This window comes from Streptosporangium sp. NBC_01755 (assembly GCF_035917995.1).
GTDB lineage: Bacteria > Actinomycetota > Actinomycetes > Streptosporangiales > Streptosporangiaceae > Streptosporangium.
Genome location: NZ_CP109131.1, coordinates 5982802 through 6007194, shown reverse-complemented (window position 1 = coordinate 6007194; position 24393 = coordinate 5982802). Strand labels below are relative to the sequence as shown.

Annotated in this window: 25 protein-coding genes; 5 read left to right on the top strand and 20 right to left on the bottom strand. The window is 69.0% G+C overall.

Annotation, left to right across the window (positions count from 1 at the left end; genetic code table 11):
• Nucleotides 1-12 precede the first annotated feature (12 nt).
• Nucleotides 13-312 (top strand): DUF3467 domain-containing protein, encoded by a 300-nt coding sequence (locus OG884_RS28610; RefSeq protein WP_326637959.1) that lies wholly within the window; start codon nt 13-15, stop codon nt 310-312.
• A gap of 160 nt (nt 313-472) precedes the next feature.
• Here the strand turns inward: OG884_RS28610 and trpS are convergent, their stop codons facing one another.
• The 8 genes from trpS to OG884_RS28570 form a co-directional block, all read right to left on the bottom strand.
• Complete coding sequence (trpS, locus tag OG884_RS28605) at nt 473-1438, bottom strand: tryptophan--tRNA ligase (RefSeq protein ID WP_326637957.1); 966 nt, start codon at nt 1436-1438, stop codon at nt 473-475.
• Between the two features lie 233 nt (nt 1439-1671).
• Nucleotides 1672-2748, bottom strand: coding sequence for a threonine aldolase family protein (locus tag OG884_RS28600; RefSeq protein WP_326637956.1), 1077 nt, complete (start codon nt 2746-2748; stop codon nt 1672-1674).
• Between the two features lie 230 nt (nt 2749-2978).
• Entirely contained in the window at nt 2979-3620 is a 642-nt protein-coding gene (locus tag OG884_RS28595) for an SDR family NAD(P)-dependent oxidoreductase (protein WP_326637954.1), read from the bottom strand.
• A complete protein-coding gene (locus OG884_RS28590) occupies nt 3617-5695 on the bottom strand; it encodes a DUF6421 family protein (RefSeq protein WP_326637952.1) in 2079 nt (692 codons plus the stop codon). Before OG884_RS28590 ends, OG884_RS28595 begins: the two co-directional genes overlap by 4 nt.
• Nucleotides 5696-6126: 431 nt before the next feature.
• A complete protein-coding gene (locus OG884_RS28585; protein WP_326637950.1) occupies nt 6127-6222 on the bottom strand; it encodes a DUF397 domain-containing protein in 96 nt (31 codons plus the stop codon).
• Between the two features lie 724 nt (nt 6223-6946).
• Complete coding sequence (locus tag OG884_RS28580) at nt 6947-7213, bottom strand: DUF397 domain-containing protein (RefSeq protein ID WP_326637948.1); 267 nt, start codon at nt 7211-7213, stop codon at nt 6947-6949.
• A 19-nt stretch (nt 7214-7232) separates the two neighbouring features.
• Nucleotides 7233-7436: a DUF397 domain-containing protein gene (locus OG884_RS28575; protein ID WP_326637947.1), complete on the bottom strand. Its 204-nt coding sequence runs from the start codon at nt 7434-7436 to the stop codon at nt 7233-7235.
• A gap of 25 nt (nt 7437-7461) precedes the next feature.
• Entirely contained in the window at nt 7462-8193 is a 732-nt protein-coding gene (locus OG884_RS28570) for a helix-turn-helix domain-containing protein (RefSeq protein WP_326637945.1), read from the bottom strand.
• A 146-nt stretch (nt 8194-8339) separates the two neighbouring features.
• Here OG884_RS28570 and OG884_RS28565 point away from each other — a divergent pair, with 146 nt between their 5' ends.
• Both OG884_RS28565 and OG884_RS28560 read left to right on the top strand, forming a co-directional pair.
• Complete coding sequence (locus tag OG884_RS28565) at nt 8340-8705, top strand: ATP-binding protein (RefSeq protein WP_326637944.1); 366 nt, start codon at nt 8340-8342, stop codon at nt 8703-8705.
• A gap of 836 nt (nt 8706-9541) precedes the next feature.
• On the top strand, nt 9542-10162 hold the full coding sequence (locus OG884_RS28560; RefSeq protein ID WP_326637942.1) for a hypothetical protein: 621 nt from the start codon (nt 9542-9544) through the stop codon (nt 10160-10162).
• 260 nt (nt 10163-10422) lie between these two features.
• Here OG884_RS28560 and gdhA read toward each other — a convergent pair whose 3' ends face one another.
• Nucleotides 10423-11766, bottom strand: coding sequence for an NADP-specific glutamate dehydrogenase (gene gdhA / locus OG884_RS28555; RefSeq protein ID WP_326647018.1), 1344 nt, complete (start codon nt 11764-11766; stop codon nt 10423-10425).
• 206 nt (nt 11767-11972) lie between these two features.
• On the opposite strand from gdhA, the gene OG884_RS28550 reads away from it, so the two are divergent.
• Nucleotides 11973-12677: a hypothetical protein gene (locus OG884_RS28550; protein WP_326637940.1), complete on the top strand. Its 705-nt coding sequence runs from the start codon at nt 11973-11975 to the stop codon at nt 12675-12677.
• Here the strand turns inward: OG884_RS28550 and OG884_RS28545 are convergent.
• From OG884_RS28545 to OG884_RS28500, 10 genes are all read right to left on the bottom strand, one after another.
• The gene (locus tag OG884_RS28545; protein ID WP_326637938.1) at nt 12617-13279 is read right to left on the bottom strand and encodes a response regulator transcription factor; all 663 of its coding nucleotides are present in this window, start codon (nt 13277-13279) and stop codon (nt 12617-12619) included. The genes OG884_RS28550 and OG884_RS28545 overlap by 61 nt on opposite strands.
• Nucleotides 13276-13731, bottom strand: a complete 456-nt coding sequence (locus OG884_RS28540; RefSeq protein ID WP_326637936.1) for a hypothetical protein — start codon at nt 13729-13731, stop codon at nt 13276-13278. The genes OG884_RS28545 and OG884_RS28540 overlap by 4 nt, the downstream gene beginning before the upstream one ends.
• 87 nt (nt 13732-13818) lie before the next feature.
• A complete protein-coding gene (locus OG884_RS28535) occupies nt 13819-15366 on the bottom strand; it encodes a serine/threonine-protein kinase (RefSeq protein WP_326637934.1) in 1548 nt (515 codons plus the stop codon).
• Nucleotides 15366-16922 (bottom strand): S1C family serine protease, encoded by a 1557-nt coding sequence (locus OG884_RS28530; protein ID WP_326637933.1) that lies wholly within the window; start codon nt 16920-16922, stop codon nt 15366-15368. The genes OG884_RS28535 and OG884_RS28530 overlap by 1 nt, the downstream gene beginning before the upstream one ends.
• Nucleotides 16923-17505: 583 nt before the next feature.
• Nucleotides 17506-18090 (bottom strand): Uma2 family endonuclease, encoded by a 585-nt coding sequence (locus OG884_RS28525; protein WP_326637931.1) that lies wholly within the window; start codon nt 18088-18090, stop codon nt 17506-17508.
• Between the two features lie 68 nt (nt 18091-18158).
• On the bottom strand, nt 18159-18800 hold the full coding sequence (locus OG884_RS28520) for an adenosylcobinamide amidohydrolase (protein ID WP_326647017.1): 642 nt from the start codon (nt 18798-18800) through the stop codon (nt 18159-18161).
• Nucleotides 18801-18928: 128 nt separating this feature from the next.
• A complete protein-coding gene (locus OG884_RS28515; protein ID WP_326637930.1) occupies nt 18929-19702 on the bottom strand; it encodes an ABC transporter ATP-binding protein in 774 nt (257 codons plus the stop codon).
• Between the two features lie 22 nt (nt 19703-19724).
• Nucleotides 19725-20690 carry a FecCD family ABC transporter permease gene (locus OG884_RS28510; protein WP_442811746.1) on the bottom strand — a complete coding sequence of 322 codons (966 nt, stop codon included), beginning with the start codon at nt 20688-20690 and terminating at the stop codon, nt 19725-19727.
• 111 nt (nt 20691-20801) lie between these two features.
• On the bottom strand, nt 20802-21761 hold the full coding sequence (locus OG884_RS28505; RefSeq protein WP_326637929.1) for an ABC transporter substrate-binding protein: 960 nt from the start codon (nt 21759-21761) through the stop codon (nt 20802-20804).
• 399 nt (nt 21762-22160) lie between these two features.
• Nucleotides 22161-23015: a Gfo/Idh/MocA family protein gene (locus tag OG884_RS28500; RefSeq protein ID WP_326637928.1), complete on the bottom strand. Its 855-nt coding sequence runs from the start codon at nt 23013-23015 to the stop codon at nt 22161-22163.
• A 247-nt stretch (nt 23016-23262) separates the two neighbouring features.
• On the opposite strand from OG884_RS28500, the gene OG884_RS28495 reads away from it, so the two are divergent.
• Nucleotides 23263-23856 (top strand): histidine phosphatase family protein, encoded by a 594-nt coding sequence (locus OG884_RS28495; protein ID WP_326637927.1) that lies wholly within the window; start codon nt 23263-23265, stop codon nt 23854-23856.
• A gap of 218 nt (nt 23857-24074) precedes the next feature.
• Here the strand turns inward: OG884_RS28495 and OG884_RS28490 are convergent, their stop codons facing one another.
• Nucleotides 24075-24332 (bottom strand): hypothetical protein, encoded by a 258-nt coding sequence (locus tag OG884_RS28490; protein WP_326637926.1) that lies wholly within the window; start codon nt 24330-24332, stop codon nt 24075-24077.
• Nucleotides 24333-24393 lie beyond the last annotated feature (61 nt).

The window sequence follows — 24393 nt, the reverse complement described above, 5'->3', positions numbered from 1 at the left end:
GGAGGAAAAAGAATGGTGAACGACGAGCCGGAGAACCGCCTGGAGGTGAGCATCTCCGCAGAGGTAGAAATGGGGCAGTACGCCAACTTCGCCTCCGTGTGGCACACCCAGGATGGGTTCGTCCTGGACTTCGCGGTGATCACCAGACCACCCCAGCTGGCCAACGACCCCTCCTCGGGGCAGCACTTCGTGAGCGTGCCGACCCGGATCGTCAGCCGGATACGCATCCCGCCTAGCCAGGTCTTCGAGCTGATGAAGGCCCTCGAACAGCAGCTGACCGCGTACGAGCACGAGACGGGTCAGAAGAACTGAGCCCGGCCCGCCGGTGTGGCGGATCCGGTCCGGCGCGTCCCGAGCCCCGGGAGTCCCGCTCGCCGGAACCTGGGACGCGGCCTGGCCGTCCTCGAACTCAGCGGGCTCCGAACTCAGCAGGCTCCGAACTCAGCAAGCGAAACCCGGCTTCAGGCCGCCTTCATGGCAGGCCGATGGCCTGCCGGGCCCCGGCCAGCAGGCCGGCGGTGCGCCGGGTGGCCAGCGCCGCCCCGTCCGCCAGGAGCCGCGACAGCTCGGCCTGGTCCGCCGAGAGTTCGGCGTAGCGCTCCTGGACAGGCCGCAGCATCTCCACCACCGCCTCGGCCGTGTCCCGTTTGAGCGCGCCGTACGATCCGTACGAGAGCGACTCGATCGGCCGGTCCGAGCAGGCGGCGAGCAGGGTGAGCAGGTTGGAGACGCCGGGCTTGTCCACCGGGTCGTGGCGGACCTCGGTGCCCGAGTCGGTCACCGCCCGCATGACCTTGCGCCGGATGTCGGCGGGAGGGTCGAGCAGATAGACGGTTCCCGCAGCCGAGCCGTCCGACTTGCCCATCTTCGAGGTGGGATCGCTCAGGTCCATGACCCTGGCGGCTACCCGCTGGTGCACCGCCTCGGGCACCGTGAAGACCTCGCCGTACAGGCGGTTGAACCGCAGGGCCAGGTCCCTGGTCAGCTCCACGTGCTGGCGCTGGTCCTCCCCCACGGGTACCACGTCCACCTGGTGCAACAGGATGTCGGCGGCCATCAGCGCGGGATAGGTGAGCAGCGAGAGCCGCACCTCCTCCTGGCTGGCCGATTTCTCCTTGAACTGGATCATTCGCCGCATCTCGCCGAAGTAGGCGGTACTCTCCAGCAGGTAGGCCAGCTCCGTGTGCGCGGGCACCTGCGACTGGATGTAGACCAGAGAGCGGTCCATACCGCAGGCGAGCAGCAGGGTCGCCGCCTCGCGGGTGCGGACGCGGAGCCGCTCCGGGTCATGCTTGATCGTCAGGGCGTGCAGGTCCGCGACGGCGTAGACGCAGTCGGCCTCGTCCTGGAGCCGCACGGCGGGCATGATCGCGCCAAGCAGGTTGCCCAGCGTGAGGTGGCCGGTCGGTTTGAAAGCGGTGAAGACGCGCTTTGTCATGGTCACTCCTTGTGGAAGAGGGACCGTCGCGCACCGGCCGTGCGGGAAAAGCAAGAACGACCGCCGGTGAACGGCGGCCGTTTCTGTGCACAGTCGGGACTGGCTAGCGGATCCGCCTCTCAGCGGCCCGCCACAGACCCAAACCGTGCTTGCTCATACCGGCGAGTATAGACACTGCCCCTCGGTTCTCTCGCCTACTACGGCAGGATTCGCGGGACCATGCCCAGTTCCTACTACGGCAGGATTCGCGGGACCATGCCCAGTTCCTGCGCCACGGCGGCGGCGAACGCGTCCACGTCGGCCTCGGTGGTGTCGAACGCGGTCATCCAGCGGACCTCGCCGGTGGCCTCGTTCCAGGTGTAGAACCGGAAGCGCTTCTGCAGGCGCTCGGTCACGTCCCTGGGCAGGATCGCGAAGACCGCGTTGGCCTGCACGGGGCGCGGGATCTCCACGCCGGGCACGTCCCGCACCGCCTCGGCGAGCCGCTGGGCCATGGCGTTGGCGCTGCGGGCGTTGCGCAGCCACAGATCACCCGCCAGCAGCGCCTCGAACTGCACCGAGACGAACCGCATCTTGGAGGCGAGCTGCATGGCGCTCTTGCGCAGGTAGCGCAGGCCCCGGACCGCGCCGGGGTTGAGCACCACGACCGCCTCGCCGAACATCAGGCCGGCCTTGGTACCGCCGAAGGAGAGCACGTCCACGCCCGCGTCGGTGGTGAACGCGCGCAGCGGTACGTCCAGCGCGGCGGCGGCGTTGGTGGCACGGGCGCCGTCGAGGTGGACGACCATGCCGAGATCGTGGGCGTGCTCGCAGACCGCCCTGATCTCCTCCGGCGTGTAGAGCGTGCCCAGCTCGGTGGTCTGCGTGATCGACACGACCCTGGGCTGGGCCCGGTGCTCGTCGCCGAAGCCCCACGCCTGCCTGTCGATCAGCTCGGGCGTGAGCTTTCCGTCGGGGGTGGCGACCGGCAGCAGCTTGAGCCCCGCCGACCGCTCGGGGGCGCCGCCCTCGTCGGTATGGATGTGCGCCGACTCCGCGCAGACCACCGCCTCCCAGTGGGCGGTCATCGAGCGGAGCGCGACCACGTTGGCACCGGTGCCGTTGAACATCGGCCAGGCCTCGGCCGTGGGGCCGAAGTGCCTTTTGAAGATCTCCTGCAGCGCCTCGGTGTAGACGTCGTCGCCGTACGCGGTCTGGTGGCCCCCGTTGGCGAGCGCGATCGCCTGGAGGATCTCCGGGTGTACCCCGGCGTAGTTGTCGCTGGCGAAGCCCTTCACCAGCGGGTCGTGCCTGCGGATGGCGTCCGTCACGTGGTCTTTCCCCCTTGCTCGGCGCCCGGCCGCCTCACGGCCGGGCGTCGCCTTACTTCTTCGTGGCCGCCGTACCGATCCCGGCGACCGCCCTACCGGCCCAGGCAGCCGCCGTATCAGTCCCGGCGACCGCCGTACCGGTCCCAGCGACCGCCGCACCAGCCCAGGCAGCTGCCTGTACCGGTCCCAGCGACCGCCGTACCGGCCCCGGCGGCCGGTTCACGGCCGTTTCACCCTGCGGTGAGGTCGATCCGGGTGCCGTTGGCGTCGCTCTCCCACAGCCTGTCGATCGCCTCGGCGAGGTCGTCGACGTCCGTGAAGCCGGGGAACCTCCGCTCCGGGGCGGCCGCGCGCATGCCGTCGTGCACGAGTGCCTTGACGACCAGGATGTTCGCGGTGGAGTCGGTGTCCTTCAGCGCGTCGGCGAAGGCCAGGGTCCACGCCTCGGAGGCGGCCTTGGCCGTGCCGTACACCGCGTCACCCTGACCCGGGTGCGCGGCCGTCTTGGCCGAGACGATGGCGAACCGGCCACGCTCACTGGCCTTGAGCAGCGGTTCGAAAGCCAGTGTGACGTGCTGCAGGGTGCGGATCAGCAGATCGTGCAGGAGCGCCCAGTCGTCCAGCGACGTCTCGGCGAAGGTCTTGGACCCGCGCCAGCCGCCGACCAGGTGCACGATCCCGTCCAGGTGACCGTGCTCGGCCGCCACGTCCCGCGCGAGCTCCTTGACGGCGTCGAAATCGAGCAGGTCGACCGCCAGGGTTCCGTCGGCACCGCTCCTGTCGACACCGATCACGGTGTGGCCCTGTCCGGTGAACCTGCGGACGACGGCCTGACCGGCGGGGCCGGCCGCACCGGCGACGAGAATGATCATGCTCGGATGCCCTTCGTGGAGTCGATGACATCTGTGAGCTTACGACGCAGGGCCTCGTAGAACATGCTCAGCGGGAACTCGTCGGACAGCACCGCGTCGACCACGGCCTTGGGGAACCCCTCCACCGGGAGGGCCTCCACCCCGCGGGCCCAGACCGAGGCGGGGTGCGGCTCGACGTAGGTGGCGACCAGCTGGTGGGCGGCCAGCCAGTGGGCGAGCTTGGAGCGGTCGATGCCGTCCCGGTAGAGCTTCTCGACCTCACCCCGCAGGTCGGCCACGCCGTCGGCGAGCCGGTCCCAGTCGACGCTCAGCCGGTTGTCGGTCCACCTGACGATGTCGTTGCGGTGCAGGTACGCGAAGAGCAGCTGCCCGCCCAGGCCGTCGTAGTTACGGACCCGGTCACCGGTGATCGGGAAGCGGAACAGCCTGTCGAAGAGCACCGCGAGCTGGACGTAGCGGGCGTGCGGCACGCCCTCCTTCTCCAGCTTCACCGCCTCGCCGAACGCGGTCAGGTCGCAGCGGAGCTCCTCCAGGGAGTACAGCCAGTACGGCATCCGCTGCTTGATCATGAACGGGTCGAACGGCAGGTCGCCGTGGCTGTGCGTGCGGTCGTGGATCAGGTCCCAGAGCACGAAGGTGTCCTGGGCCAGCTCCTGCGAGGCGATCAGCCTGGCCGCGTCCGGCGGCAGCGCCAGCTTGAGCATGTCCGCCGCCGCCCCGCTCACCGCGCGGAACCTGGCGGCCTCACGGTCGGCGAAGATGCCGCCCCAGGTGAAGCGGGCCGGGGTCTGGCGGACCGCGACGGTCTCCGGGAAGAGCACCGCGGAGTTGGTGTCGTAGCCGGAGGTGAAGTCCTCGAAGGCGATCGGCACGAACATCGGGTTGTCGTAGCGGGTCCGCTCCAGCTCGGCCAGCCACTCGGGCCAGATCGTCCGGATCCACACGGCCTCGATGTGCCGGAAGGTGGTGCCGTTCTGGGTGTACATCGGGAAGAGCACGAGATGCTCCAGCCCGTCCACCCTCTGGGCGTCGGGGTGGAAGGCGTCCAGCGAGTCGAGGAAGTCGGGCACGCCCAGGCCCTGGTCCGCCCACTTGCGCAGGTCGGCGACCACGGCGGCCAGGTAGGCGGCGTCGTGCGGGAAGCGCGGCGCGAGCCGCTCGACGTGCCGGGCGATCTCGGCGACCAGCTCTGCGGCCCGCTCGTGGTCGCCCCCGGCCTCGATCGAGCCGTCCTTGGCCTGCATCGGCCGAAGCTCCTCGACGGCCCGCTTCAGGTCCTCGAAGAGGGCTCGGGCCTCGGACTCCCTGGTCGCCGCCGGGGAGGGAACCCGGGCGACCCAGGTGACGAGGTTGCCCCAGAGCACGGCGTGGTCGTAGTCGCCGATCGAGTCGTCGCCGAACAGGTCGGAATCGGCGACGACCACCACGCGGCCCTCGCCGTGCCGTACGGCCACCGCCAGCGGGCGGCCCGCGGGGGTCGCGGTGGGCGAGGTCTCGAACAGCACCGCCGCGTCCTCGGGGGCGGTGAGCACTCCGGCCCGGTAGAAGCAGGCGCTTCGCACCCCGGCCAGTAGGTCCTGCCCCGCGACGTCGACGTTCCGGGGGGCGCCCATGACCCAGGCGGCCACACCGTTGTGCGCGTTCTGCGGATCGTGGACAAGCGTGTGCTCGACGCCGACGCCGAAGCGCGCGAGCAGCTCGGTGAGGTTGCTGCCGTACTTCTCCTGCTCGTACTCGGCCAGCACGACCAGCCCACCGCCGCCCGCGACGTACTCCTCGATCGCGTCCAGCTCCTCGACCGGCAGAACGGGGCTGCCCAGCCCGGTGGTCCGCTCCCAGCGCTCGGCGGAGGGGTGCGCGATCACCAGCACGTCCCGCACGCTCAGCAGGGCCGGGGTGAGCGGGCCCTCGGTGTGCGCGTCCACGGTGTGCCCCAGCCTGCGCAGCAGCCGCGCGGCGCGCGCGTAGCTGTTGTCGTCGGGATGGCCGGGATTCATCGTCTCGGCCACGTCCCGCCGGATGGTCCACGACTCGCTGTGAGCCTCGTCGAACAGTACCCGCGGAAGAGCCTTCACGATAAATCCTCCTTCAAGCAAGAGCTAACAACGGAAAATATACACAATCCATCCCCTTTTTGACGAATCTCTTACGGATGGGGCTTTCTGGAAGGTCGGGACCTCGCGGGGGCGGAGTCAGCCCTCACCTCGGTTCGAGCGGGCCCTTCCGGCCCGTCGAGCCCAGTAACAACCTCATGTCCACGCGTCCCGCTCCCGCAAAGCTCGTCCCCGACGATCGCTCTTACGAGACGGACGCTAGGAACCCGCCCTTGCGAGCCCCTGAGAGACAGGTTGGGGCCGACGGCAGAACCACCCGGCCGGGTGGAGAACGGCGGGCATGACTGAGAAACATGGGGCGACAGGCTCCAGCCCGAGGCGCCGACGCGGTCGCTCACACGGGCGCGGCGGGACCGGCGGATCCGGCCACCGGCAACACGGAAGGGGCCCTGCTAAATGGTGTCGTCGGTGCGGACCCAGTGGGTGAACGCCGACCACTCGGCCGGGGTGAACACCAGCGCCGGACCCGCCTGATCGGTCGCGTCCACGGATGTGGTGTACGAGCATCCGAATCCGGTAAGCCGGTCACGGTGGAAAAGCGCGGCGTCGTCCGTGGTGAAAAGCGCGGCGAGGGTGGTGGAGTGGTTGGGGGCCGCTCACCGGTGTCGCGTCGTGCGGGATGGAAGGTCAAAAGCGCGCCGAGGGTGGTGGAATGGCCCAAGACCGCCCATCGGTACAGGTCCGCCGCGGTGCGGCAGGATTCCGGGGCCGCTCCTCGCCGCCGCCTCGTGCGGGGCTCTCGCCGTGCGGGGCTCACGCCGTGCGGGGTACGAAGGTCCGCGGGGCGTCCGGTCGGGGGTCGCCCTCGGCCGGGCGTAGGGACGAATCGGGCCTTCCACCACGAAAAGCGGCCCACCCAGGGGGGCGGCAGTGGCGCCTTCCATGATCGGGGTGAATCCGCACGCCCCCAGCGTGCCAACTCACCCAGATCATGGAAAATCCCCGATCGTCACCACCACGGCCCCGCCTCCACGCCCGCCATGACCCGCTTTGCCCCCTCCCGAAGGCTCCACCGGCCCGCCCCCGGTCACCCACACCCGCCAACGCCCGCCACCACCCCGCACGACGCGACACCGGTGAGCGGCCCCCAACCACTCCACCACCCTCGCCGCGCTTTTGACCTTCCACCCCGCACGACGCGACACCGACGAGCGGCCCCACACCACTCCACCACCCTCGCCGCGCTTTTCCCCACGGACGACGCCGCGCTTTTCAACGGCGATCAGCCAGGCGCGACGCAGGTACCGATCTCAAACACTCGTACACCACCTGCGCGGACGCGACCGCCTGATCCTTGCTGTCCCGGACACCGACCCGGCCACCGGACAACTTCGCGACCTCCACGCACTCACCGCCGTTACCACCGGAGAACGGCGACTTCACCCACGTGGCCTCACTCAGTTCGTGGTCCACCGGTTTCCTCGTCTCCTGCGGCAGTCGGTGAACAGGCCCCCGCACCTGGGTGCCGGGGCCTGACATGCTGCGGATCGTCGTGGAACTAGACGGTGTCGTCGGTGCGGACCCAGCGGGTGAACGCCGACCACTCGGCCGAGGTGAACACCAGCGCCGGACCCGACTGATCCTTGCTGTCACGAACACCGACCCGACCACCGGACAACTTCGCGACCTCCACGCACTCACCGCCGTTGTCGCCGGAGAACGGCGACTTCACCCACACGGCCTCACTCAATTCCTGATCCACCGGTCCCTCATCTCTGCGATCAGCCCTAGCGATGTCCGCTGCGGGAGGGCTTCTGCCTTAATCGCCTCGTATTTGATCGTGATGTCCGCCACTTCATTGGGCCGATCGCTGACGTGGCCCTGACTAAAAGACCTGTGGTGCTGCATGCCTCGAAGGGAAGGATCTGAATCGTGACGTGTGGTCGGCACGCCATCTCAAGAAGGTAATCGAGTTGGCCCGCCATGGTCGGCCTACTCCCGACGAGGCGGCTCAGAATCCCCTCGTCGAGGACAACCCAGAGCATGGGCGGATCCTCCCGCTCCAGGATGAGCTGACGGTCCAGCCGGGCAGCCAGGTCTCGCTCCACACTTTCCGCTGAGGCCCGAGGGCCGCCACTGAAGATCGACCGAGCGTAGTCAGCCGTCTGGAGCAGCCCCGGCACGAGAAGTGGCTGCCAGGTTCGCAGGCTCTCGGCGGCTTGCTCTATCTCAGCCCATGGCCGGAACCAGGCCGGTAGTTGGGCTGCGACGTTGTCGATCATCTCCTTGATGCGGATGAGTGCCCCGCCAACTCCCAGGGCTTCGTCACATCGCTTGACGAAATCCTCGGTCGGCGGGCGGCGGCCGGTCTCGACCATGGAGACCGTGCCCAGCGAGTATCCGATCAGCTTGGCCAGCTTCTCCTGGGACAGACCTGCCTCCTGGCGGTATCGGCGGAGCTCGAAGCCGAAGAAGGCGACCGGTGACGTGGTGGGATCGAGCACCTTGGCCTGTGGCATGGGACATCACCTCGGTTTCATCTACGGTTTCACCAGAACCGTTGAATACGAACCGCATCTGTTTGACTACTGACTGTAGCCCAGTAATGCGATGCTGCACAGACATATTCGGAACCCGGCTGTCTGAGCAGGTGACAATGAATCCGGTGAGCGGCTTCTGGCAGGAATACCCGGATGACGAATCCGAGGTCCTCGGGAAGGCGTATCTCAAAATCGATCCGGCGTCCGCGGCAAAGGCCCGCGGGTATGTCCGGGAATGGATCGGTGCCGACCATCCGGCGTACGAGAACGTGCGGCTGGCGACTTCCGAATTGGTGACGAACGCGATTCTGCACGCCAAGCGGAGACGTCCCGACGATCTGATAATGCTCACGCTCACCCGGCGGACGGATTCCCTCTGCCTGGAGGTCCTGGACCCGGGTGGCGGCTCCTGGCGGCTCCTGGCAGCCCCGGGCGCCCGGAACCGTACCGGCCGACGGGGAGTCCGGGCGCGGCCTCGACATCGTCGATGAGATCTCCCGGCAGCGCTGGGGAGTTCACGACCGGGGAGATCTCGGCCGTACCGTGTGGTGCGCGATCGACCAGGCACCTCCATGCGAGTGATCGTGACCATCACCCGCGAAGGGGTCAGGATCAGCGCCCCGGGACAGACAGGCATCCTGCTCGGCTTCGACGCCTGGGACGCGTTCCTGCACCGAGCCAGGAAAGGCTGGTTCGGCCAGGAAACGGATGGCAGGAGAACACCCGGCGACCGGATCGGATGCGCACCCCACCGTACTTTCTCAAAAGAGGGTGGCCGCCCCCGCCGATGACCACCGGGGCACCGTCCTGACGCATCGATGACATCTTCGCGTTCACCGGCCCGGAAAGCGCATTGGAACGACGACGCGAATCACCCGGGCGCCGGATCACGACGGATACGGATTCCGGGACCGCCTTTCAGAGTGCCCGCACCGTTGATCGACGTTTTCCGCGGCACGCGACCGATTAGCGGGTCGCGCACCGAAGCCGCCCCGTCACCCTTCCCCGCGTACGTCACATTCGGCCTCGTCCCCGACCCCGCCCGCGGCCCCACCCGTGGCGAAAGGCACGGCCCCGGCCCCTTGAGCACATTCACGCTCGTGATGTGGAGATCATTCAGCTGCGCTTCGAGATCGGGCAGGCCCGTCTCCGGAGTGCCCGGGGGCACTGACACCGATCGACACAGGAATGATCGGCTCCGGCCTCCTCGGGGTGCCTCAGACGGCCACCAGACTCCAGACTCACGTAAAGTATCGAACCCATCACAAAGGGTAGAACCGGGAGGAAAGGTGCGAATCGCGACACCGCGAAGTTCTCCGGGGGGAAAATGCTTGCACGGAGTACCCGATCCCTTGCCGTCCCGGCAGCGGCGCTGCTGGCCGTGACCTTGGTGGGTGGCTGCGGCGGTGACAGGCCGACCACCCTGAAGCCCGAAGCCGTGGCGGCCACGACCGCACCACCCGCCGCCGTTCCACCGGCCGCCGAAGGCGCTCCGCAGGGCGCGGAGGCCGACCAGGAGTATCCCTCGAACGACTGCCCGGCCACCGGCAACGTCAAGAGGTTCGCCAAGACCCGCTTCGCGCTGCACGCGGGCCTCGCGCTCGGGGCTTTCTACCGCTACATCTACAAACCGCTGCGGAGCGGGGGCTTCAAGACTGGAGCGGAGAAGCGGAAGCGGACCTTCGTGAAGGCGGCCGTGGCCGGTCTCTTCGCCGTTCACGAGCTGAAGGTCGCCAAGCGTTTCGCCCTGGCCAACCCGACGTTGTGCAAGGGCGTCACAACGGTCACCGCCAGCTTCGACAGGCTGACCTCCAAGCTGAAGAACGGCACCGCCACCGAGGCCGACCTCAACGCCAGTAAGAACGCCTTCACCGACCTACAGCAGAAGGCGACACAGAACGGCTTCGGCTTCAAGGAGAAGAACGTCACCGTTCCCGGCGCGAGCTGAGAGCGCTACCGCCCCCGAGTCCGAGAGGCCCTCGCGGGTGACAGCGGAGGCAGCGGGCTCGGCGTCTGGGGCCGCGATGGGAGCGGCGTCCGGTTAGGAAGGCCGGAGGATGGAAGGCCGGAGGTGTGCCAATGACCGACGCCTTTGGCGGTCACGGCAGACAACTCAGGTCAGGCCCGGATCAGACCTCAGATCAAACCTCAGATCGGGACTCAGATCAAACCTCAGATCGGGACTCAGATCGGGACTCGGATCAGACCTCAGATCAGGCCGAGGGAGAGCATCGCGTCGGCGACGCGCTTGAAGCCGTCGATGTTGGCGCCGGCCACGTAGTTGCCCGGCATGCCGTACTCCCTGGCGGTCTCCAGGCAGCGGCCGTGGATGTCCTTCATGATCTCCTGGAGGCGGCGCTCGGAGAACTCGAAGGTCCACGAGTCACGGCTGGCGTTCTGCTGCATCTCCAGCGCGCTGGTGGCCACACCGCCCGCGTTGGCGGCCTTGCCGGGCCCGAAGGCGACACCCGCCTCCTGGAAGATCCGGATGCCCTCCGGCGTGGTGGGCATGTTGGCGCCCTCGCCGACCGCGATGCACCCGCCGCGCACCAGCGACTCGGCGTCCTTGCCGGTGATCTCGTTCTGGGTGGCCGACGGCATCGCCACCTCGCACGGCAGCTCCCAGATGCTCCGCCCCGCCACGAAGGACACGTTGCCGCCGTGGCGCTTGGCGTAGGCGTCCATCCGGAGGTGCTCGACCTGCTTGACCTGCTTGAGCAGGTCGAGGTCGATGCCCTTCTCGTCGACGACGTACCCCGAGGAGTCGGAACAGGCGATCACCTTGCCGCCGAGCTGCTGCACCTTCTCGATCGTGTAGACGGCGACGTTGCCCGAGCCGGACACGATGACGCGTTTGCCCTCGAAGGAGGTGCCGCGTGCCTTCAGCATCTCGTCGACGAAGAACGCGCAGCCGTAACCGGTCGCCTCGGTGCGGACCTGGGCGCCGCCGTAGCTGAGCCCCTTTCCGGTGATCACCGCGGACTCGTACCGGTTGGTGATGCGCTTGTACTGGCCGAACAGGTAGCCGACCTCGCGCTGGCCGACGCCGATGTCCCCGGCCGGGACGTCGGTGTACTCACCGATGTGCCGGTAGAGCTCGGTCATGAAGCTCTGGCAGAAGCGCATGATCTCGCGCTGGGAGCGGCCCTTCGGGTCGAAGTCCGAGCCACCCTTGCCCCCGCCGATCGGCAGGCCGGTCAGTCCGTTCTTGAAGATCTGCTCAAAGCCGAGGAACTTGACAATGCCCAGGTACACCGAGGGGTGGAAGCGCAGTCCACCCTTGTAGGGCCCGAGCGCGCTGTTGAACTCAACCCGGAATCCACGGTTGATGTGGACCTCACCCTGGTCGTCCTCCCACGGCACCCGGAAGATGATCTGCCGCTCCGGCTCGCAGATCCGCTCAATGATCTTGGATTCGGCATACTCGGGATGCTTACCGAGGACCGGCCCTATGCTCTCCAACACCTCACGAACAGCCTGGTGGAACTCGATCTCACCCGGGTTGCGGCGCAGGACACTGTCGTAGATCGAGTCCAGTTTTTCGTGCAACATCATTTATCTTTCTGATCGCCGACCACACACTGTGGTCCAGACCTTACGAGACGCACTTCTCACACCTTTCACCGGCCTGCGGTGAGAACTTCTTACCCCGCGAGAGGGACCCCGGATCAGCCCGGCGACGGACGACCCGGCGGGGACCCACCGCCTACCTTCCTGGTTAAAAGGCCGCCACGGCCCCCGCAAAGGCAGGAAGAACCATGTTCAAGGACTCGGCCGATTTCCGGCGCATCGCCTCGGGTGTACTGCTGATCGTCGCCCCACTACTCCAGGCCGTCGCTGTCATCCTCGACCCCGGCACCTGGGGTGACGAGCGTGAGGCGGTCAGTTTCGGGGAAAATCCCGCCCTCGCCCAGGTCCAGTCGGTGATGTACCACTGGGCCTACCTGCTGATGGCCCTGGTGGCCCTCAGCCTGCTGCACGTGATGCGCCGCCGCGCGGTGGTCTTCGGCCACATCGTCGGCTCGCTCACCGTCCTCGGCTACATCAACCTGTCGGGCCTGCTGCTGACCGACCCGGTGGAGTGGTGGCTCGGGCAGCGGAACACTCCTGAGCAGGCGCAGCGGATCCTCGACGAGATAATGGGCCTGCCCGGCGTCGTCGTCGGGTTCCAGATGCCCTGGCTGTTCTTCGCCATCTTCGGCCTGCCCGTCCTGCTGATCGGCGTCTGGCGTGCGGGATTCGCGCACTGGTGGGTGCCACTCGTCGTCGGCGTCGGCTACGGTGCCTCGCTGCTGGTCCCGTACGGTCCGGTGACCGTCCCGATGTGGGCCGCCCCCGCGGTCGCGCTGGGCTGGCTCGGCGTCAAGATGATCCGGATGAGCCGCGAGGAGTGGATCTCCTACTACCCGACCGCCGCCCCCGGCCGCACCACGCCCGACTCGTACGCGAACACCACCGCCTGAGCGCGGTCCCGCAGATGGAGCTTCATCAGCACCCGCGCCACATGGGTCTTGACCGTGGCCTCACCGACGAAGAGCTTTCCCGCGATCTCGGCGTTGGTCAGGCCGCGGGCCAGGGAGCGCAGTACCTCCAGCTCGCGCGGGGTGAGGTCGGCCAGCTGCGGCGGGGGCGCGGGATCATGACGGCCCGCGAAGGAGGCGATGACGCGGGTGGTGACGGCCGGGTCGAGCAGGGCGTCCCCGGCGATGACGACGCGGATGGCGTCCACCAGCTGCTCCGGTGGCGAGACCTTGAGCAGGAACCCGCTGGTCCCGGTGCGGAGCGCGGCGTAGAGGTTCTCGTCGGTGTCGAAGGTGGTCAGCATGACGATCTTCGGCGGTTCCGGCTGGTCCATGAGCTTCCTGGCGGCGGTGAGGCCGTCCATGCGGGGCATCGAGATGTCCATCAGCACGATGTCGGGTTTGGTGCGGCGGACCACGGCGATGGCCTCGACCCCGTCGGGGGCCTCACCGACCACCTCCATGCCTGGTTCACTCTCCACGACGAGCTTCAGCCCGGCGCGGACCATCGCCTGGTCGTCGGCGATCACGATGCGGATGCTCACTTCTTCTCCTTCTTGCCAGGCGGCTCGGCGCCTCGTTCATGGTTCCGTCCGTCAACCGGCTCATGCGATCGGCTCACCGGCCGGTACCTCCGGCGAGATCGGCAGGGACGCGTGGGCCGGAAGTCGTGGGCGACCACATCGCGCGGCTCGCGAGCGATGCGGGCTCCTTCCCTCACGGCGACCTCGACGGCCTCGGCGGCCTCGCGTTTCCTGTCACGTTCCAGACGCTCGTGCTCGGCCAGGTGGCGTGCGCGAGTGGCATAGGCGTGCAGGGCGAGGCCGATGACGAGCGCCTGGCCGCCCCACCACAGCTCGGGCGTCTCGGTCGCGCCGTACTCGGTGGCGACGGTGAACGCCTCCAGCGTGCCGAGGGCGATGATCGCGGCACCGATCAGCAGGCCGGACTTCGGCACCGCACGCAGGCTCCGAAGGGGGGAGAAGAGAACCACCATGCGGGGAGACTAAAGCTTGGTGACCGTCTTGCCCATAGGACAAAACGCCCGAACAAGCCGATCGCAAGTGGACCACAAGTCAACGGATCAGAACACCGGGAATGAGACGCTCCGCACGAATCGATTGGCGGTCGCGTCGTCGCACCTGCCGGGCGCGCAGAAATAGATGATGAGGGCCGGCTCACTCGGCCGCTCGACGACCCAGCCGGTGAATTCGAGCTGGCCGCCGCGCTGCGGATCGGCGATCGTCCCCTGCAGCCGTACGGCCGACTGCCCGCCCACGCTTACCTGGACGACCTGGGAGAAGACGCTGACCGTGCCGGGAAGCGAGGACTGCATGGTCTCCTGCAGCTGCTTGGCGCCGCTGCGCGGGTCGAGCGTGTCGAGCGTCTGCGCGTAAAGGCCGACGGCGTCCTGGGGATCGTCCTTGATGATCTCGTTCACGGTCGCCCAGTCGGCGGTGACGGGCGTGGCGAACAGCGCCCGGAACTGCTCCACTCTCGGCGAGACCACCACGAACACGTCGGCGTGCGGTTGCAGGGTCCAGGCGCCGGGATACTGGAAGGCGACCGGCACCGCGGCCGAACCCTTGGACGCCACCCAGGTGTCGCCACCGCGCAGGAACATCGCGAGCATCGCCACCAGCGCGACGATCGCCGTGATCGCCACGGCCGCGCCGATGAGGATGCCCTTCCCACCTGATCCGGACCTGCTCGGCTCTCGCCGCCTCGTGGGCACCGTCGGTGCGGCGGGGGGAGCCTCGGTGAGCTGGTACGACCGGTCGGCACCACTGATCGCGTCACGCAGCGCGGCGACGAACCGGCCGCAGGTCTCGTAGCGCTGCTCGGGCGACTTGGCCAGGGCCCGCGTCATGACGCCGTCGACCTCGAGCGGCAGCTCGGGGCGGAGCGTGGTGAGTGGGGTGGGGGTCTCGGCGAGGTGCGCCCAGAGCAGGGCGATCTCGTTGTCGCGCTGGAAGGGCAGCCTCCCGGCCAGTGCCTCGTAGACCACGCAGGCCAGACCGTACTGGTCGCAGCGGCCGTCGATGTGCTCCTTGTTGATCTGCTCGGGCGACATGTAGCGGGGGGTGCCGATGAACTGGTTGGTCTGGGTCAGCCCGGAGATCGAGGTGCGGTGCTTGGTGATGCCGAAGTCGGTGAGGTAGGCGTGGTCGCCCTCGGTGTGGGCGGCGATCAGGATGTTGGCCGGCTTGACGTCGCGGTGGACCAGGTCGTGGGCGTGCGCGGTGTCGAGCGCGGCGGCCACCTGGGCGAAGATGCGGTTGACCTGGCTGACCGGCATAGGGCCCCGGTCGTAGAAGAGCTTGCGCAGGTCGGGGCCGTTGACGTAGCGCATCGCGATGTAGAGGGTGCCGTCGTCGGCGGTGTCGGCCTCGTAGATCGGGATGATGTTGGGATGGTCGATGCTCGCGACGGTGCGCGACTCCAGCACGAAGCGCTGGCGGAACCGGTCGTCCTCACCGAGGAGCGGGTTGAGGATCTTCAGTGCCACCCGGCGGTTGAGCCTGGGGTCGAGCGCGAGGTAGACCACGGCCATGCCACCCTTGCCGATGATGTCCTCGATCTGGTAGCCGGCCACCTCCCGGCCGATCAGCGCCCTGTCGTTCACGGACATCACGTCTTGGTCGGCTGGCCGCAGTAGCCGCAGAAGCTGTGGGCGGGGCCCAGCCGCATCCCGCAGCCCGTGCAGTACTTCTGCATCGCGGCCTCGCCGACGGTGGAATCCGGTTTCGTACCGGGACCGCGCGCCACCAGCACCGGCTGGCCGGGCGAGGTCGAGGAGACCTTGGGCAGCGCCGGGAAGGAGCGGCCGACCACGATCGTGGAGTCGGCCTGCTCCTCGAAGACCGATCGCGCCTGCATGGGCGGTGGTCTCAGGGTGGGGGGCAGGGTCTCGGCGACCGGGCCCGGCTCCGGTTCGGGGCCGGAGAGTCTACGGCGCCAGAGCAGGACCGCGGCGGCCAGCACGACCAGCACCAGCAGGCCGCCGGCGACGAGGAACGGCCACAGGGGTACGCCCCCGGGCGTGTCCGTGGAGGCGGCCGCCGTCTTGGCGCCCTTGTCCTCGGCGGTGCCGCGCTTGGCCTGGGACGTCTTCAGGTGCGCGGCGGCCACGGTGTGGCCGGGGTAGAGGTCCAGCACCCGCTGGAAGGCGGGGACGGCGTCACCGTAGTAGTGGGTGTGGAAGCGGGTCAGCGCCTGCTCGAAGGCGGCGTCGATCGTGCCGCGGGCGGGCGCGACGTCCGCCTCGGCCAGGGCCTTGGCGACCTCGCGGATGCCGATCATCCGGGCGTCCTTGCCTCCACCGAGCAGCAGGCCGACGACCTCGCCCTTCTTGTCCTCGATCACCGGGCCGCCGAGCAGCCCCCTGTCGACAAGGGCGCCCAGCTTCTCCGGCTCGTTGACCTTTTTCTCCGGGTCCTTGAACTGCCTGCCACCCTCACCGGCGCCGCCCGCCCGCAGGTGGGCGATGTCGACGGTCTCCGGCAGGTTCGCGGCGGGCCGCCCGGTGAATCCGGCGACCGCCACCGGCGAGCCGTCCTTGGCGGGTACCTCGGCGGCGAGCGGGGCGGTGGGCAGGCCCGCGCTCCCGTCGGCGCGGCCGACGGGCCTCAGCACCGCCGGGCTGTCGGGCTTGTCACCGAGGCGGACGATCTCGGCCCTGAACCCCTCCTTGTCGGCGGGGGAGATGTTGGGGAAGACCTTGATCTCCGGGGTGACGTCCACGATGCAGGTGGCGGTGGGCCGCTTGGGCGGGTAGCACTCCTGCAGGTGATGGTTGAGCCGGTCGTCCTTGAGCTTGTGCCGCTCGAAGTCCACGGGGATCTTGACCTTGTGGTGCTCGGCGAAGATCTTGTTGGCGGCGTAGATCCGGACGTCGCGGTCGCTCTTGATCACCTGGGTGAGGGTGACCATGCCCCCGTCGGGGTTGATCACGGTTCCGGTGCCGCTGCCGATCGGCACCTCGTAGGAACGCTCCACGTGGATCAGTTCGCCGAGGTGGTCCAGGAGCGTGATGTCGATGCGTGCCGTGGCCTCGATCCTGACCACCGCGGGGGTCACCAGGTCGGTGATCCCGCTGGGGTGCTCGTGAGCCAGGGCAGGTGCCACCCCGGCGACCGCCAACAGGAGGCCTCCGAACACTGCCAGCGCCGAACCGAACCGCCGCATCGCCACTCCCTACAGGAGATAGGACAAGGGTCGCAAACCAGAGTGAATAAGTGAACCGCTCAAGCCTTGGGGCTTGACTTTTCTTTCCACCGTTACCTGCACATGGTCACGAGACGGGTATCTCCGCCATCACCATTCGGGCACCGTTCACGCCTTTCGCCATGCCCACCCCCGCTGCGGACAGTTATGCGAAGTCTAATCCCGGCCGGGCCTCGGCGCGACAATGTATATCGCGCGGGGACCAGCCCACTCATCCCGCCCAGCGGTCCGTGGCCACGGCGAATCCAATGGGATGACAGCCCCATATTTTGATAATTCACTCTAAAGTGGAATAAAAGGGATAAAGCCGCCATTGCTTCTCATGTGTCAGTGGAGGCTTCTCTCGTACCCGGACGGACGGCCCGCGAGTTCGAAAACGCGAGGAGACCCGGCGCCGGATACCCCCCACGGCGCCCTCACCGACTACGGCGTCACCCTCGGGGACGACGGCACGGCCCTGCGTACGGAGAGCTGAAATACGCGGGTCCGGACGGGCGTCCCCGGTGAAGGGGGGCCGTCCGGACCCGCGGAGGGCTTGCCTCGCTCAGCCCCGAGGCTGCAGCAGCACGGCGGGATCGAAGGAAACCTCAAAGGGGGCGAAGAGGGTCGCGACCTCTCCCGCGTCGTGCCTCTCGGCGGGTTTGTACTCGTCACCGGCGAGTTCGTGGACGTGAACGGACGGACCATCGGACAGCTCGATCCGCCAGTAGACGGGAATGCCCGCGGCCGCGTAGGCGGCCCTCTTGAGGTGGCGGTCCCGCGCCTGGGTGCTCGGGCTGACCATCTCGACGGCGAGGAGGATGTCGCGCGGCGCGAACATCAGCTGCGTCTCGTCGACGGTCTTCGTCGGCACCACGACGAGGTCGGGGATGAAGAAGTCGCGGTCGCTCGCCCGGAGGTTGACATCCGGTAGTGGTTCGAACTCAGGTGGTGCGACGCCTTCGAGAATTACGAGAAGGCGAGCGATCGCACGCTGATGCAGGGGGATAGGAGAGGGACTCACCAGCAGGCTCCCATTGAAGAGCTCGTAGCGGTTCCCGTCGTCGGGAAACTTGAGCAGGTCGTCGACAGTGAACGGCGGCTCTCCTTGGAGAACCGTCCGCCTGGTCGTCGGCTCCGTTGTTGCCATCGCGGTCACCTGCTCAGTATCGGGAGTCTGGCCCTCGCCCACATGCTACTTCTCGCGATTCCCTTACTTCAGGTAGTCAACACGTCACGTTTTGCCCACTGGTGGGCGCCCCGGTGGACGGCGGTGTGGACGGCGCGGGCGATGCGGGCGCCCCAGATGGAGCGGGGGCCGCCGAAGAGTTCTTCCGGGCCGTGCTCGGGGGCCGCCACGCAGACGGCGTCGGAGGCGGTTCCCGTGCAGGGGAAACCGGCCTCCAGCAGGGCCTGGGTCTTGGCCTCGGTCACCGTCATGACCGCGTTGACCAGTGCGGCGTCACTCATCGCGACCGGCACGGCGACGATGATGTTGATCGTTCCCGGCAGGTACACGGGGGCCAGTTCGGGGTCTGGGACGCCTTCGGGAGCAGCCGCCCAGGTGGGGACGCGCAGGCCGACGGTCGCCATGGCCTCCACTCCCCCGTCGTCGGCCCAGGTGAAGTGGTCGACGGACGCGGCGGTGAGCATGCCGACGCCGGGTCCCGGCGGGGCGAGCTCCAGCAGGTGCTCCACCGGATCCATCCGCGAGTATCCGCCGACCACCTGCGCGTTGAGCGCCCAGGCGGCCGGGCCGATGCCGCCGCCGACCATGGCCGAGGAGATCGCCCGCCACCCGGGGCCGAACTCCCACAGCAGCGAGGCCAGCCGGGCCCCGTCCTCCTCGCGGTGACTCAGCCTCGGGGAGGCTCCGTGCGAACCTCGGCCCCGATCGAATGCGTCCGCTTGAACCTCGGACCCGCTCACACACCCTCCGGACGGGCCTTGCACCTGATCAGGAACGTTCAGACGAACCTCGGACCCGGTCAAGAACGCTCCAGGTGAACCTCGGGCCTGCCGCCGGGGCCGGTGACGACGCGGACGCGGGCCTCGAAGTGCTCGCCGATCAGCTCCCCGGTCAGCACCTCGGCCGGGGTGCCGGAGGCGGCCACCCGGCCGTCGGAGAGCAACATCATCGAGTCAGCGTACTGGCCGGCGAGGCTCAAATCATGCAATGTCGTGACGACGGTCAGCCCGTCGGCCAGCCGGAGCCGGTCCACGAGCTCCAGCACCTGCTGCTGGTGTCCCAGGTCGAGGGCGGTGGTGGGCTCGTCGAGCAGAAGCACCGGGGCCTGCTGGGCCAGCGCCCTGGCGAGCACCACGCGCTGGCGCTCGCCTCCGGACAGATGACCGAGCCGCCGGGTGGCGAGGGACGACAGGTCCAGACGTTCCAGCACCGACGCGGTCACCTCGCGATCGCGACGGCCCTCGCGGCCCAGATAGGGGATGTACGGGGTGCGTCCGAGCAGGGCGTAGTCGAACACCGTCATGTCGACCGGCAGCGCCGGGGACTGCGGAGCGTAGGCCAGCAGCCTGGCCCGGTCCCTGTGCCGCAGCCGTCTGATCGGCGCGTCGTCGACGAGCACCTCGCCCTCGCAGGGCAGCACTCCTGCCAGGGCTCGCAGCAGCGTGGACTTGCCCGCGCCGTTGGCACCGATGACGGCCAGCCAGCCGCCGCCTTGGACGTCGAGCCCGACGCCGGACAGGATGGTCCGCCGGTCCAGCAACACCGACAGGTCACTCACCGCGAGGCGGCTCACCGCGTCTCCCCTCGTACCACGGTCACGTCTCCACCCGGCGGGTCATCCGCAGTACGGCGACGAAGAACGGCGCGCCGAAGAAGGCGGTCACCACCCCGATGGGCAGTTCGGCCGGGGCGAGCACGGTCCTGGCGATCAGGTCGGCGAGGACCAGGAAGGCGGCCCCGCCGATCAGCGAGATCGGCAGCACAATCCGGTACGACGCCCCGGCCAGGCGGCGGACCACGTGCGGCACGACGATGCCGACGAAGCCGATCAGCCCGCTGACCGCGACGGCCGCCGCGGTGGCCAGGGAGGCGGCGAACAGCACGACGAGGCGGACCCGGGCGGCGTTCAGGCCGAGGGTGACCGCCTCGTCGTCGCCGACCGAGAGCACATCGAGCAGCCTGCCGTGCAGCAGCATGACCAGCACCGAGACGGCCGCGTACGGGGCCACCAGCGCCACCTGGCTCCAGCCGCCGCCGACGTTGCCAAGGATCCAGGAGTAGATGCGCTGCAGCTCCTCCACCCTGAGCTGCTGCAGGAACGTCTGGATGGCGGTGAGGAAGGACGTGACCGCCACGCCCGCGAGTACCAGCGTGGCGGTGCCGCCGCCCCGGCCCGCCGCGCTGCCCAGCGCGTAGGCGAGCAGGACGCCGCCGACGGCGCCGGCGAAGGCGGCGGCGGGGATGCCGATCGCCTCGCCGTCGCCCCTGGTGAAGACGATCGCCGCGGTGGTCGTCAGACCGGCGCCCGCCGCCGCTCCCAGCAGGTAGGGGTCGGCCAGCGGGTTGCGGAAGACACCCTGGTAGCCGGCTCCGGCGACGGCCAGCAGGCCGCCGACGATCGCAGCGAGCAGGACCCTGGGCAGCCGAAGCTCGACCAGGAGGCTCGACTCGACCGGGGCCAGCCCCGAGTCCGCCGAGACGAACGGCAGCCAGTCGAGCAGCTGGAGCAGCACGCTGGTCGGCGCGATGTCCGCGGCGCCGACCAGCAGCCCGGCGAGCATGCTCGCCAGGAGCAGAGCCAGGGCCAGGACCGTCACCGCCGGGCTGAGCCGGGCCGCCTGCCCGTCCGTGCCGCCACCGGGAGCGCCGGAGGAGCGGGGGAGATCTGTCAACTAGCTGGCCGCGGCCTTCTGAACGGCCTCTCCGACCTGCTTGGCGAGATCCACGACGCGCGGCCCCCAGCGGGAGGCGATGTCGTCGTCGAGGAGGATGACCCGGTCGTTCTTGATGGCCGACAGCTTGGACCAGCCCGGACGCTTGGCGAGGGTGTCCTTCGACTGGCCGCAGCACTTGGTGTCGGCCAGGAAGACGAGGTCGGGGTCGGCCTGCGCGACGAACTCGGCGGAGAGCTTGGGGTAGCCGCCCGCCGCGTCGGGGGCCTTGTCGGCGATGTTGGTCAGGCCGAACAGCCCGTAGATCTGGCCGATGAAGGTGGCGGAGGTCGCCGCGTAGGGGGTGACGTCCAGCTCGTGGTAATAGGTGAGCTTCGTGTCCTTCGGTGCGGCGGCGGCGAGCTCGTCGAGCTGCTTCTTCATCTGCGCGGCGAGTTCGGTGGCCCGCTCGCCGTTGCCGGTGGCGGCACCGAGGTCGGTGATCTGGTCGTAGGTCTCGTCCAGCTTGGTGGCGGCGGGCTCCAGCAGCACCGGTACGCCGACCTTGCCCAGCGCGGCCACGATGCCGTCGATGTCATCGGAGAGCACGACCAGGTCCGGCTTCTGGGCGATGATCGCCTCAACGTTCGGCTTGAAACCGGACAGCTCGCTCTTCGGCGCTTCCGCGGGGTGGTTGGATCGGTCGTCCACCGCGATGACCTGTGATCCGGCGCCGATCGCGAACAGGCTCTCGGTGGCGGCGGGCGCGAGCGAGACGATCCGCTCGGGCCTGCTCTGGATGGTGACGGAGCCGTTGCCCGCCTCCACCGTGACGGGGAAACCCGCCGCCGGGGAAGGGGAGGTGGCGGCGGCGCTTGCCGAGGTGGGGGAAGCCGAGGTGGCTGGGGAACTCTGACCGCATCCGGCGAGGGTCAGCGTGGCGAGCAGTGCGCCGGCGAGGGCGCTGCGTACGGGCCTCACGTGAGGTCCTTTCAGTTACCGGAACCGAGGGACCCAGGCAAGGACGGGTCACCCTTTTCCACGAGGGTCGGCGTCGACAACGCGGCGGAGGCGACCTGGCTCGACCCACGAGGGGCCATGACAGTTGCGGGACAGCGCCGGGCTCACACCGGACTTCGCTCACGCCGCGCGTTGGACGAACGCTATCAACTCCCCCGAACAGCCTCTATGCCGAGGCTCCGGGCTGACCGCTCTGTGGCTCTCCAGGTAGGCCGCGCTCCGGAGGGGCCGCTCGCCGAACCTCCAGGCCCGCTCTTCGAAAGAGCCGCTCTCCAACCCTCCAGGCGCGCCGTCCCGCCGGCAGGCCGCACGCGTACGGAGCCGCTCGTCCGGCGGGCCGTCGTTCAGCAGGGGCGTCTCTCAGCCGAGCTGTTCCTCGGCGGCGGCGATGATCTCCTGCAGGCGCAGGCCGTGCGCGGCGCCCAGGGGGTGGCCGCCACCGCGCCGCACGGTCCGCTCGAACTCCACGAGCATGAGGGAGAAGACGTCGGAGCCCAGCCGGGTGTCGTCGATGGACTCCCGGCCGAGGCGGCCGTAGATCTCGATGTCGGCGGGCGGGCTCTCGCCCGGCACGCTCATGCACAGCGACGCCTCGCTGACCGCGCCGGTCTCGTGCTCCAGCAGCAGGCCGACCCAGCCCAGCGGATTGCCGTGGGCGCGGACCCCGACGACCCGGCCGAGCGCGGCGTCCAACATGTCGATCATGTGCGGGCCGACGTCGAGGATCGCGCCGCGTTCCAGTCGCCAGGAGGTGGCGAAGGCCCCGCCGAGCATCGCTCCCGAGATGTTGGCCGCCCGGCCGCCGAACGGCTCGATGGCCGAGACCCTGGCCAGGAAGGCCCGGGTGGCGGGCGAGTAACGCCAGGTGAGGACCATCTGCGAGGCCACGCCCGCCTCGGCGACCGCCTCGGCCAGCCGCCGGGCACCGTCCAGGTCGGCGGCGAGCGGTTTCTCCAGCAGCAGCGCCTTACCCGCCTTGGCTGCGAGCACGCCGAGCTCCGCCTGAACGGCGGGCGGCACCGAGAACGCGACGGCCTCGCAGTTGTCGAAGAGTTCCTCGATCCGCTCGAAGACCGGAGCCCCGAACCTGGCCGCGGCCTCGGGGCGGCGAGCCCACACACCCGCCAGACGTGTGTTCGGACCAGCCGCCAGCATCGGCGCGTGCACCATCTCGGCCCACGGCCCGGCACCTACCAGACCCACAGATAACGTCACGGATCCAGTTTCGCACGCTCCCCGGCCCTGATCGCGTGCTCCGGACGATGCGCCGTGGTCCCGCTGTCGACCACGATCGTCTGACCGGTCGCGGCTGACGTCGAAGTCCTCGAGGAGCTCGCGGGGCGCTGAGAGGAGCGCTCGCGGGGCGCTGAGAGGAGCGCTCGCGGGGCGCTGACCCGCGAGGACTCCGGAGCCTCCACCCCGAAGCGTGGGCGACGGGCCGCTGACGGCATGATAGTGCACCATGGACCAGATGATTCTGCTGCGGCATGGTGAGACCGAGTGGAGCCGGGACGGTCGGCACACCGGACGCACCGACCTGCGACTGACAGCCAAGGGCGAGGAGCAGGCACGGGCGCTGGCCCCGCTGGTCGCGGGCCGGACCTTCGGTCTCACCCTGGTCGGCCCGGCCCTGCGCGCGAGGGACACCGCCGAGCTCGCCGGGATCAAGGACTACGAGACCGACCCCGACCTGTGGGAATGGGACTACGGCGGCTACGAGGGCATCACCACCTTGGCGATCCGCGAGACCCGCCCCGGCTGGTACCTGTGGCGCGACGGCGTCATCCCCGGCGACGCCGATCACCCCGGCGAGAGCGCGGAGCAGGTCGCAGCCCGCGCCGACCGGGTGATCGCCCGCGCCCGGGCCGCGGACGGCGAGGTGCTCCTGGTCGCCCACGGGCACTTCCTGCGGATGCTGTGCGCCCGCTGGCTCGGCCTGCCCCCGGCCGACGGCCGCCTGTTCCGCCTGGACACCGGCACCTACTCCCGGCTCGGCTTCGAGCGCGACGAGCCGGTCGTCCTCACCTGGAACGCCCCGGTCCTCCCCGCCGCCTAGTGGCCCCACACCGAACGTTGACCGGGAAACCCGCAGCGGGGAACAGCCATTCCGGCCCGGAAAAGCCCGGTCAACGTTCGGGGACGCCTCACCAGATCGGGGCGAGGCGGGGGCTCTGCCTAGATCGGGGCGAGGCGGGAGCCGGGAAAGGGCACCAGCAGGGTCTCCCGCCACGGGTCCGCGTAGCCCTCCGCGGTGATACAGCGTGGAGATCTCGTTCAGGCGGCCGCCGCGGCGGGCTGCGGACCTCGCCCCGTCAGCCATTCGAGAACCCTGCGGTGACCGTGGCAGGCATCCTCGAAGTGGCCCCAGCGCCAGTAGCGTGGCTGGTCGCGCACTCCGGTGACCCATGTGCGATAGGACACCGGAGCGGGCGCACCCTCCCCTGTTGCCGCCGAGGCGACGCCGTAGGTACGGATAACGACACGCCCGCCTGGCGCGAACAGCACGTCGTCGGCCACCGGGTACAAGGTCATCTGGTCGAGCACGGTTTGAGCCCCCAATCGCTGTGACCTCAAACTCTTCCGTGCCGTTCCA